Annotated in this window: 11 protein-coding genes; 4 read left to right on the top strand and 7 right to left on the bottom strand. The window is 43.3% G+C overall.

All coding sequences use genetic code 11. The features are described from left to right. Positions 1-2: 2 nt before the first annotated feature. From ACHZC4_RS11090 to ACHZC4_RS11075, 4 genes are read right to left on the bottom strand one after another with little or no spacing between them, the layout of a single operon-like run. Complete coding sequence (locus ACHZC4_RS11090; protein WP_394753912.1) at positions 3-797, bottom strand: serine protease; 795 nt, start codon at positions 795-797, stop codon at positions 3-5. Between the two features lie 33 nt (positions 798-830). Next, on the bottom strand, positions 831-2,780 hold the full coding sequence (locus ACHZC4_RS11085) for an O-antigen ligase family protein (RefSeq protein WP_394753911.1): 1,950 nt from the start codon (positions 2,778-2,780) through the stop codon (positions 831-833). A gap of 7 nt (positions 2,781-2,787) precedes the next feature. Beyond that, on the bottom strand, positions 2,788-4,134 hold the full coding sequence (locus tag ACHZC4_RS11080; protein ID WP_394753910.1) for a VanZ family protein: 1,347 nt from the start codon (positions 4,132-4,134) through the stop codon (positions 2,788-2,790). 48 nt (positions 4,135-4,182) lie between these two features. After that, positions 4,183-4,614, bottom strand: a complete 432-nt coding sequence (locus ACHZC4_RS11075; RefSeq protein ID WP_394753909.1) for a hypothetical protein — start codon at positions 4,612-4,614, stop codon at positions 4,183-4,185. 243 nt (positions 4,615-4,857) lie between these two features. Between ACHZC4_RS11075 and ACHZC4_RS11070 the strand changes: the two genes are divergently transcribed. From ACHZC4_RS11070 to ACHZC4_RS11060, 3 genes are all read left to right on the top strand, one after another. Further along, positions 4,858-6,450 (top strand): acyl-CoA ligase (AMP-forming), exosortase A system-associated, encoded by a 1,593-nt coding sequence (locus ACHZC4_RS11070; RefSeq protein ID WP_394753907.1) that lies wholly within the window; start codon positions 4,858-4,860, stop codon positions 6,448-6,450. Continuing rightward, entirely contained in the window at positions 6,440-7,678 is a 1,239-nt protein-coding gene (locus tag ACHZC4_RS11065) for a pyridoxal-dependent decarboxylase, exosortase A system-associated (RefSeq protein WP_394753906.1), read from the top strand. The genes ACHZC4_RS11070 and ACHZC4_RS11065 overlap by 11 nt, the downstream gene beginning before the upstream one ends. A gap of 123 nt (positions 7,679-7,801) precedes the next feature. Then, positions 7,802-9,121 (top strand): hypothetical protein, encoded by a 1,320-nt coding sequence (locus ACHZC4_RS11060; RefSeq protein ID WP_394753905.1) that lies wholly within the window; start codon positions 7,802-7,804, stop codon positions 9,119-9,121. Positions 9,122-9,282: 161 nt separating this feature from the next. Here the strand turns inward: ACHZC4_RS11060 and ACHZC4_RS11055 are convergent, their stop codons facing one another. From ACHZC4_RS11055 to ACHZC4_RS11045, 3 genes are read right to left on the bottom strand one after another with little or no spacing between them, the layout of a single operon-like run. Beyond that, positions 9,283-10,098: a DUF2797 domain-containing protein gene (locus ACHZC4_RS11055; RefSeq protein ID WP_394753904.1), complete on the bottom strand. Its 816-nt coding sequence runs from the start codon at positions 10,096-10,098 to the stop codon at positions 9,283-9,285. 21 nt (positions 10,099-10,119) lie between these two features. Continuing rightward, the gene (locus ACHZC4_RS11050) at positions 10,120-10,566 is read right to left on the bottom strand and encodes a molybdenum cofactor biosynthesis protein MoaE (RefSeq protein ID WP_394753903.1); all 447 of its coding nucleotides are present in this window, start codon (positions 10,564-10,566) and stop codon (positions 10,120-10,122) included. 2 nt (positions 10,567-10,568) lie between these two features. Beyond that, on the bottom strand, positions 10,569-10,802 hold the full coding sequence (locus ACHZC4_RS11045) for a MoaD/ThiS family protein (RefSeq protein WP_394754004.1): 234 nt from the start codon (positions 10,800-10,802) through the stop codon (positions 10,569-10,571). Between the two features lie 70 nt (positions 10,803-10,872). Between ACHZC4_RS11045 and moaC the strand changes: the two genes are divergently transcribed. Next, a complete protein-coding gene (moaC, locus tag ACHZC4_RS11040; RefSeq protein WP_394753902.1) occupies positions 10,873-11,349 on the top strand; it encodes a cyclic pyranopterin monophosphate synthase MoaC in 477 nt (158 codons plus the stop codon). The last annotated feature ends 18 nt before the right edge of the window (positions 11,350-11,367 follow it).

The raw sequence follows: 11,367 nt of genomic DNA, 5'->3' as shown, positions 1-11,367 counted from the left end.
AATTACTTTAAGCCTTTGTCATTTAAAAGCTTTTGAATATGGCTTACAGGAATAGCATAGGAAATACCACTGGGCTTTGATAATACGCTTTCTTTGCTTTCCTGCACGAAAACCTTATTGACAATACCCACAACATCGCTGGTTTCAATATCATACAAAGGACTGCCGCTGTTGCCAGGATAGGCGGTCGCATCCAATTGAAAAACATCATAAGGGCTTTGTAAACGTTTGACTAACTTGGGACTGATATTTTTTGGGATCATCATGGGAATCGCATTAGGGCTAATTGCCGATACCATAGCACGGTGTGTTACCGGATAAAGCCCAAGCACCATGCCCATAGGATACCCGGTAAACGCATACAACTGGCCTTCGCGCACCGACGAGGCATTTCCTAATTTGAGCGCTGGCAACTTACTGTCTACTAATTTTAAAATAGCGACATCATGATCGTTATCTAATGCTATCAGTTTAGCCGCCAACGCCTTATCTTCATTACCTTGACGATAAAATACAGCGATTTCTTCCCGATGTTCAACATCCAGGCTGGTGGGTATGACATGGGCATTGGTGACAACTAAGCTGCCATTGCCGATAGCGAACCCAGTGCCTAAAAACTGTGCGCGTGGATTGCGTTTGGCCATAAACGAGCCTACCGCAACAACGCCGGGCTTTATTTTTGCAAGCGTAACGGGTAATGATGACGATTCAGCATGAGCGTGTGCCGACAGCATAAAACAGCATAGCAATAACACTGATTTCGCTATCGGTTGATTTATGGATTTACAATCTATCATTATTTTTTAAATTATTTATACATCAGTAGATTTTCATTTTTTTGAAAAATCCAATGCAGAACATAGGTTCACGTTAGCGACGGAGAAAACTAGGGTTAAGAAGAACAACAGCGTAATCCGGGGGGCATCGAAAGGGCTATCTACCCAGCCTACAATAATAAAGCCACATACTGCTGATAGAAATATAGCTGCAAATGAATTGTATTTCAGTTTTTTATATGAATTATGCAAAGATAGTAATATCAATGTCACCCCCAATACCAAGCCTAATAAGCCTTGATCAAACAGCACCTGCACCCATAAATTCAAGATATGCCAGGGGTGATGTTTTTCAGTTGCAAACAACCAACGGTCGGTATCTGCTGAAAAATCACCGTTAACAAGCTGGTTTTTCCCGTGGCTATCCAGAAGTTTAATATTATCAGTATCAATAACGGTTCCGGTTTTGTTAGCATTATAGAGTGCTAATTGCACAGGGCGTGTCAGCAAACCTGCGGCAATATTAGCTGATTTCGCGCCTACTTCACCGGTATCAATAAGTTGTTCAATGTGTTGCCAAGTGGTGTCATTCGGCGATGCTTTTATATGAAGACCACTGTTAGCACAGCGCAAAGAGTAAATAAGCGATTTTTCACAGATAGACACACTCAATTCAGCGTTATCCACTTTACTGCGCACATCGGCTTGTATTTGATATTGCGTTTTAGGCGCAACACTAACATATTGCCCCATAAAAAGCGCATCGCCGCCCCGCAATCTTAAATATTGATTACCCGATTGGTTTTCTATTTTATAGGTTGCAGGGACAACATTTTCGGTATTAAGCCAAAAATAAGTTCTTGGATAACTGCCAATGCCCATACCCAGTAAATAGGTTGCAAGGTTATTGTCCATCATGTTCACTGCATCTAACCAGTGATTCGTGCGTATAGCCTTATCTTCTGAAAAAATACTGAAGCGTTGCTGAATTAATTGTCCCTTAAACACCGGTATCACAATAATAGGGACCATTAATAACGGCAAAATAATCCGTGTCAGCAGCTTTCCGTTCAGCTTTAAGGTGTCTTTATGCCGAAAAGCCAGGCTAGCTATCAGCACGACAAAGCCAACGGCAAAGCCAATATAACCGCCACGCGAAAAGGTGACCAGAAGTACATAAAGTCCGGCGACAAACAGGCTTATCCCACAGAAAATACTTATAAATGATGCGGAGGAGTTAAAAAATAAAACCGCAATAAAAGGCAGGCTTAGCATCAGGTAAGATTCAATATGGCCACCACCGGTGTGCATGCTTGAAAACAGCGCATTGATGCGGTAATGGCTTGAAAAATCAAACACCCCAGTAAAAAGAGCGCGTTCCACAACGGCAATAATGATAACGCCGGTTAAGCCTGATAAAACACCATAAGCCCAATACAGCATTGCTTGAGGAGTGTTTTGACAGGCGTATTTTAATGCCGGTAACAATAATATTCCCCATAGCAAACCTTTGCCGACTCTGAGGCTATTGTAATTACTGTAATAATTTGAAAATGCATTAGCGTCTACAGCCTGTAATGGCAATAAGCCACGTAGTAAGCTAATGCCATAGCAAAGACAGTAAAGCCAAAATAACAGCCGTGTTGTTTTGCTGAATAAGGCTTGTGCCTGCTTTTGCGGCACTTGCCAAAGCTGCACAGCCACTGTCGTTAACACCAGCAAATCAAATTCATCACAAAAAAACCGCCCCGTCCACGCCGTAAAATCCATAATCGGCAATAAAGCCGGAATGAAAAATAACCAGGTAGCCGGGTAGCGATGTAACAAACAGCCATAACACAACAAAAATCCTGCCAGCCACAGCGGCGCTATCGGATACTGGAGCACCATTGTACAAACAATCGCCAGTAACATGAACGACAAAACCCGTCTTCTATAACCGCCATAACGGGCGATTTTAGTGTCTGTAGGCTGCTGTATTAGGGATTGCTCGTTTAACATCATTATGCTATTAAAGCAGCGCCCTATTACCGTGCACTTTGCTTTCCTGGATCCAGGAAAGCGCTTTGTTTATCATCACATAACTTACCGCCGCAGTCATAAACGCAATGCCTATATCCGTGGGATCGGGATGTTTATCGGCCAAAAACAACTTTTCGGTTTCCACCAGCACAGCCAATCCAGCGCCCCATAAGCCAACCCAAACCCAGGAAAATACTGGCAACTTATCAGTGGCTCGACACCATAATCCGAACGCAAACCCTATGGGCATATAAAGCCCTACATTGCTAATTAAGCTTACTAAGGCAACAGTCTCAGTGGTGTAATAAAAATAGTAAAACGGCATAAAGTGTGTTTCGGCCAATTTTGTACGGGCCAGTTCCGCGGTTAGCCATATCCCATTCCATCCGCCACTAATAATAAATACCAAAGCACAATAAGGCAAAGCTGCCATCAGAACAAAAGGCTTTAAACGTTTTTGCCAATACAGCATTTTTTGTTTGCACAACCAATCTGTCGCAATAACACCTAACCCCATACCTAACATTCGGGTCAGTATTGAAAAGCCTTGGGCAATGCCGGAATATAAAAATAACTGGACGAGTTCAGAAAAAATACCCAAGAAAAATCCCACCAGCACGGCTAACGCCAGTTTATGCGAGACATGCGGTAATAAATAGACTAAGCCACCTGCGGGTAACAAAACGATTATTTCAACTAAAAATTTGACTGCACACCGGACAAACTCATGCCTACACGCATGAAACCCTATAAAAATATGATCATGGCCAGCTTCCAGCTTGATTTCCAATTCCGCAAAAGAAGTCACAAAGTCATAGGGAAAAAAACTGAGCAGCACGTAGCTGAGCAAGTACAGCTTTAAAAGTGCCTTAACAGACAGTAAATGGTTTAACGATAAAGAATGGCATAGACTAAGTAGCTGTCTTCCCCAGATGTGTGCTGCTAATAAACCTATGACAGTGCCGATAGATTCGGCGATCAAATCATTGATGGAAACGGTGCGCGGTGGAAAATAGAGCTGACAAAATTCAATGCCGACCGCTAAAAGTAAACACAGACATAATACCAACACTGTTCCGGCAAACCGTAAGCCTAAAGAGCGTACATTGCTCAGAAGCGACGACCCCAAAAAAGCCAAAGGGATATACAGTACAATATTAGCGATCCAATCGGCTCTGGATTCAATACCTAAATCAAGATAGCGAATATGTTTAAACCGATCCAGTGCTTGTTGCCAAGGTAGGTTTTGATAATCCAAAGGCACTAGGCTGCCGTAAATTACAAACAGCAAATAAACGACGGCAGCATAGAAGCAATATTTAGTTATGGCTTGCATTGTCCAGGATACATATTAAAACCAAGGCCACTCATTTCTATCTGAGCCTTAATCACAGGAATCCTGTCCATCCAGCAAAGATGCTCCGCGAACCTTGGCAATAGCGCCTGTACAAAAGTCGTAAAGCCCAAGTTTTGTTTTCCAGACTTCATAGGTATAACTTTGAGCGCCATACGTATAGGTTACTTGTGCGCCATTGCCATCTGTGGCACTCCACGTACCTACAGGAGACGTTCCATCGACAAGATCGCTACCTTTCTTCCAGTCTATCAGAGTACCGTCGGCGTCGTGATATTCTTGCCATTCCCAATCGTTGCCGGTGAGTTTGCAAGCAGTTTTACCCTTCAGAGTAGTTTTTAATACATCACCATCGCCAGCGACACGGGAATATCCATTACTTACACTACAATTGATCGCCATAGCCTCGCCAGCAACACTGGCCAATAAAAAAATACTTACAGAAATAATAGGTTTAATCATACTGATGCCTCATAAAAAATACGCCAAAATAAAATATTTGTCCCCATTGGCCTGTTTGCTGTCGTTTTAAAAAAACGCTACCACACAATTTATACCCGCAGCGCCTATTAGGCTATACTTTCGGCAAACAACTTTTGCAAATACTCAATGGAACATTACAAATGTAGACGGCTTTTAAGCTTTAATCCAGCTTGAGTCCCGTTATAATTTGTTATTCATTTAACAGCCACATCAGCACCGTTTATGCCCATACTGCTACATCAATTACTGACGCACTCTTGCCGGCAAACACCACAAGCTAACGCGGTCGTTTACAAAAAAACCAGCTTAAACTATCAAGCTCTGGATACGTTGGTGTGCGAACAAGCGCAAGCTTTGATAGGCCTGCATTTAAAACCGCAACAGCGGGTTGGCGTTTATTTGGCTAAGCAAATAGAAACAGTGAGCAGTTTTCTGGCCATATCCAAAGCCGGTGGCGTATTTGTGCCAATTAATGCCGTGTTAAAAGCATCGCAAGTGGCTTATATTCTCAGTGACTGCAATGTGCAGATTTTAATCACCTCTAAAAATCGCTTACAAACTTTGGCAACTACTTTGGCAGATTGCCCTGATCTACAGACTATCATCCTAGTTGATAACAACGACATCCCCCAAGATAATGCCTTATCGCAACGGATTTTAAACTGGCCGGATTTTTTAGCCAAAGCTGATAATCATAGCGTTATGCCATCCATCATCGACACCGATATGGCCGCTATTCTTTATACTTCGGGCAGTACCGGAAAACCCAAAGGGGTTGTGCTGTCACATCGTAATCTTGTTGCTGGCGCACAAAGTGTTAGCGAATATTTGCATATTAACGCAAATGACCGTTTATTGGCGGTACTGCCATTCAGTTTTGATTATGGCTTAAACCAGTTAACCACCTGCTTGCTGCAAGGTGCATGTTGCGTGTTGCTGGATTATTTATTACCGCGCGATGTGATTATTGCCCTGGAAACCCATCAAATAACCGGATTAGCTGCCGTGCCGCCACTTTGGGCGCAACTGGCTAATCTGGCGTGGCCGCAAACCATCAATGACCATTTGCGTTATATGACCAATTCCGGCGGTAAAATGCCCAAATCGGTATTGGCTAATATTCGTCAAAAAGCATCTAATAGCCGGTTTTTTCTGATGTACGGTTTAACGGAAGCCTTCCGTTCAACTTATTTATCACCCGATCAAATTGATAAGCACCCCGATTCCATCGGCAAAGCCATTCCCAATGCTGAAATTTTAGTGGTCAGGGAAGATGGCTCGCTGTGCGCACCTTATGAACCCGGCGAGTTAGTCCATCGAGGTTCTTTAGTATCTATGGGTTACTGGAATGATCCTATCAAAACTGCCGAGCGCTTTAAACCCACGCCAGGCCAATGTCACGCCTTGCCGCTTACCGAGATTGCCGTGTGGTCTGGCGATACAGTTACTTACGATGAGGAAGGCTATTTATATTTTGTGGGTCGCAAAGATGACATGATTAAAACCTCTGGCTATCGCGTTAGCCCCACGGAAATTGAAGAGGTGATTTATGCCTCCGGTTTTGTCAAAGAAGCCGCTGCCATAGGCATAGAGCATGACACACTTGGCCAAGCCATTTTAGTGGTTATCAGTGTAGAAAATGCCGATAATTTTCACGATGAACAAGCGCTGATTAACTTGTGCAGAGCGCAATTACCCAACTTTATGGTACCTGCCGACATAAAAGTCTTGCCCGTTTTACCTAAAAATCCCAATGGCAAAATAGATCGCAAGGCACTGGCTCAAAAATTTTTTACTGGCTTTAATGATGATTAAAGCCCCGCCTCAGCATATCGCCATGTCGCAATTTTCAGTGCGTAATAACAATCTTGTTATGGGTGGCATGGCACTTAGTCAGCTGGTGCAACGTGTTGGCTCAACGCCGTTTTATGCCTATGATAGGCAATTGATAACCAACCGAATGGCAGAATTGCGTCAGGCGATGCCCGCTGACTTAAAAATCCATTACGCCCTGAAAGCCAACCCGATGCCAGCTGTTGTCCAGCACATGGCCAATATTGTCGATGGCTTTGATTTGGCTTCAGCGGGTGAAATGAAAGTGGCGCTCGATACGATTATGCGCCCTGAAAATATCAGCATGGCAGGCCCAGGAAAACGCCCGCAGGAGTTATCGCAAGCGATTGCTGCAGGCATTACTATTAATATCGAATCGTTTCATGAGCTGGAAACCATAGCGCAGTTATCTGAAAAAACCGGTATACAGGCGCGTGTTATGGTACGGATTAATCCGGCCTTTGAATTAAAAGCATCGGGTATGAAAATGGGTGGTGGTCCCAAACAGTTCGGTATTGATGAGGAACAATTGCCTACGGTATTAAAGCGCATTCAAGCGTTAAATCTGGATTTTCAAGGCTTTCATATTTACAGCGGCTCGCAAAACCTGAGTGCTGCTGCCATTAGTGAAGCGCAGCAAAAAAGTATTCATCTTGCCATCACGCTGGCAGAGTATTGCCCTGCCCCGCTTAAAAAGCTCAATATTGGTGGCGGTTACGGCATTGCCTATTTTCCAGGTGATACGGCGTTAAATATTCATCAGGTGGGCAATGCGCTCGCTGAATCTATGGCTTATCTTAAAACCGAACAACCGCAAGCTGATGTGATCATTGAATTGGGGCGTTATTTGGTCGGCGAAGCAGGTATCTATGTGTGCCAGATTATTGATAAAAAAACATCCCGTGGCCAAACGTTCTTAGTAGCCGATGGTGGCTTACATCATCACTTGGCGGCATCGGGTAACTTTGGCCAAGTGCTCCGCAAAAATTACCCCGTAGCGATTGGCAATAAAATGGCCGTTAGCGAAAAAGAAGTGGTCAGTATTGTCGGCCCGTTATGTACACCGCTGGATATACTGGCCGATAAAATGGAGTTACCCATTGCGGAAATTGGTGATTTTGTGGTGGTTTATCAATCTGGGGCTTATGGGTTTACCGCAAGCCCACATCAGTTTTTAAGCCAACCCAGTTGCGTGGAAGTTTTAGTCTGAACATTAAACTCTGAAATTTAGTTTGTCGTGGAGTTCACAAAAAATCAGTCAGATTTGATAATAAAACGGTCTTTTGACCTAAACTATAAAAGAATCTTTATCCTCTTATGTAAACTATAAACAATGAAAAAAATAATCAAAGAAGCGTTAGGTGTTGCGCTTTTAGGCATAGATGATCGCTCGCGCAAACTATTAACAATGTTTTTTAAAGGGCCTTGCGAGGGCTTTGCCAAGGTTGTTGAAGAAGATGAAGCCAGCGTAGATATCATCGATATCCATTTTGCCCATTCAGAGCAACTTGTACAAAACAGCCTAACACGCATACCAAAACGGGCGATTATTGTGCTGACCTCACAGGCAATCACCAGAATAGATGCGGATAATCTCCTCTACCTAAATAAGCCTATAAAAGCTGATGAAATGATGGAGGCCATAGATTGGGCGAGTGATATTGCACAAGGCAAAATTCGGCAAAAACCTTTTTTTGATCCTGTATCCGTTGTTGCAAATACCGCTCAACTTGCCACTATAACGCCTAACCAAACAGCGCCTTTACCGGTGATGAAAACCAATGTTTCAGGAAACGCAGAACGTCGCGCGCGTCTGCCTGCGCTATTAGTATCGGATGCCAAGATCCATCAAAAAAACCAGCTAACGCCTGAAGAATACCAAAAAAAGATCAAATATTTGGCCGCCGTTAGCGGAGACGAAAAAAAGTTTAGCGATTTTATAGGACTTGTTGCAGGGTTTAAACTTACTAAACTTAATGATATTAACGAACGCCATCAGGCTTCATACGAGGCTAAAAACTATTATCAAGGCCATTTACAATCGGCTTATCGCTTGTCTTTAATTGAAAAGCAAAACCTGCAACTCACTACTTCAATCTGGACACCGCTGATTATATTGCCACTCAGTCAGGAAATTTACGGTGATGCCAGCGATCAGTTCCTCCGAGAAATAACGGATATCCAGATTGACTCCAATGCTGTACAGATAGCGCCTGCTAATAAAGACAGTATGCTACAAATGGATGACTTGGAAAAAATCCATGAAATTGATGCGTTTCTTTGGAAACTGGCCCTGTGGACATCTAAAGGCCGCTATCCAAATACCATTGATGTGGACAAGCCGGTTTATTTAAACCAGTGGCCTGATTTCACTCGTTTAATTGTAACGCCTCACGCGTTACAGATAGCCGGATTACTGATAAACGGTGGCCCCGATACAATGCCCAACATCGCCAGCCAACTCAAGATTGATTTATGCTATGTTTATGCATTCATGAGTGCCGCCCATGCCTTACATATAGCGGGACAGGCCAGAAGGCAGGAAGATACCTTAATAAAAACAACGCTGCCACTGACAGAACCCGTACAAGACAGTTTATTTAATCAAACGCTTGATAGAATCATTGAGCGCCTGAACAGGTTACGAAGATAATAGGCAACCTACTACTAAGTCATTTTTTTTGTCGAGTGCTATAAAATACTCCGTTCGTCCTGAGCTTGTCGAAGGACTTGTGTTCATGGTTCGACAAGCTCACCACGAACGGTTTTTAAAACATCTGACCGACAAATCAATATTGACTAAGTACTACCCCGCTACTGAAAAAAGTCAACTCCATATCCTGTAAATTTACGGATATTAATCACGCCGGTATCCAGCAACAAATACTGGCCTTTAATGCCGTGTAAAACGCCGGTCACTTCAGGATTTTTATCGAAATTAAATGATTTAATTTTAGTGGGATAATTATCCACCGGAAAATGAATATCCACCACAGGTTCATTCGGTAATAACATCAGGGAATTCACACCAAAACGCTGTTTTATTGCCTCCAATTCCAAAGCGCACGTTATAAAAAGCTCATCGCGTTTGGCGATCAGATCAACGGGCTCTATGTCATTTTTAAGCATTTTCTGCCAACTGGTTTTATCACTGACGTGCTTGGCCAACACAACTTCAACAAAACCAGAAATCTGCCGCGATGCCACTTTAAAAATCGGCAATGCCTGTACAGCCCCTTGATCGATCCAACGGGTTGGCAATTGAGTTTCGCGGGTAATGCCCACCTTAATACCGCTAGAATTGGCCAAATACACGAAATGCGGCTTAAAACAGAATTGTTCGCCCCAGACTGGCTCTCTGCACGTTCCGGCCGCGAAATGGCATGTTTCAGGCTTCATGATGCACATGTCGCATTGCGCCAAGGTAATAAAGCATTTATAGCAATACCCCTGATTAAAGCTTTTTTTAGTGGGCTTGTTGCAATGCACACAAACAATATTGCCCGTGTGAACCAAGCGTATGGTTTTGCCAATAAATGGATTTAACGGAATTAACTGATCGCCCAACGGCAATTCGTAGTCAACCGGCGCATTCAATGTTGTGTGTAGTTTTTTTAAGTGCCCTTGCATTTGTCTGTTCCATTTTGCATATCAACTACCCTGATAACCATCGGTATTTTTAGTCACCCAGTGTGCCTGGGAGCTCGTCAAAACTTCTTTTTTCCAAAAAGGTGCGCTGGATTTTAACGCCTCTATCACATATCGGCAGGCATCAAACGCATCACCCCGGTGCGCTGTCCATATTGCAATTAAAACAATCGGTTCATTAGGCAAGATTTCACCGACCCTGTGTACCACCAGTGCATCAATAACCTGCCATTGCTGCTTTGCTTGAAGCACTATGTTTTCCAGTTGTTTTTCAGTCATGCCTGGATAATGTTCCAGCGTCATGCAGGTAATGTCTTCACCGGCATTAAAATCGCGCATAGTGCCGATAAATATATTGGTCGCCCCAAAGCAGCCATTACTGAGCGTATTTTGATAACTTTGGATTTCCTGCCAGGGATCAAAACCATTACTACAAATTTTAATCGTCACCGCTATCCTCCGGTAACAGGAGGGAAAAAGGCAACCTCGTCTTCGTCGTCAACTATACTGTCAAGAGCAACATAGTCCATGTTAACAGAGGCTAAGATATTAACCGGCAAAGCCTGATCAGCATTTGCGCGATACCAAACGTCACTGACAGTTAATGATTCTTCAAAGGCTACTGTATCTTCTGAGCGACCCAGGCGCTCTCTTAAGCTTGCAAAATAGCGAATTTTAATTGTCATAGTGTTCACACCGCCACAAAAAGTTAGATAATGGTCTGTCTCAATTTCTTCACCGACAATTTTACAAGTAATGACTCAATTAACGCATTTTAATTTATCCGGCGAAGCCCACATGGTAAATGTTGGCCATAAAGCCATTACCCAACGTATCGCCGTTACTGAAGGCTATATTGAAATGCAGCCGGAAACGCTGCACCTAATTATCAATAATCAGCACAAAAAAGGTGATGTATTGGCGGTAGCACGTATAGCCGGCATTATGGCCAGTAAAAAAACTGCGGATTTAATCCCGCTGTGCCATCCTTTGCCGCTGACACACGTAGAGCTTAATTTTATTGCCGAACCTGATAAAAATCGTATCCGCTGCCAAACTACCGTAAAAACCAATGGTCAAACTGGTGTGGAAATAGAGGCCCTTAATGCCACGCAGATTGCCTTGCTGACTATTTACGATATGTGCAAAGCCATAGATCGGGGCATGATTATCCAGTCAGTACAATTACTGGAGAAAAGCGGCGGTAAATCCGGACACTGGTTAAGGCAATAATCAAAGCCTGTAAAAGTA

The sequence above is a fragment of the Crenothrix sp. genome (assembly GCF_043729335.1).
Lineage (GTDB): Bacteria > Pseudomonadota > Gammaproteobacteria > Methylococcales > Methylomonadaceae > Crenothrix.
Note: the sequence above shows the minus strand (reverse complement) of the source record. Positions and strands in the feature narration are given on the sequence as shown.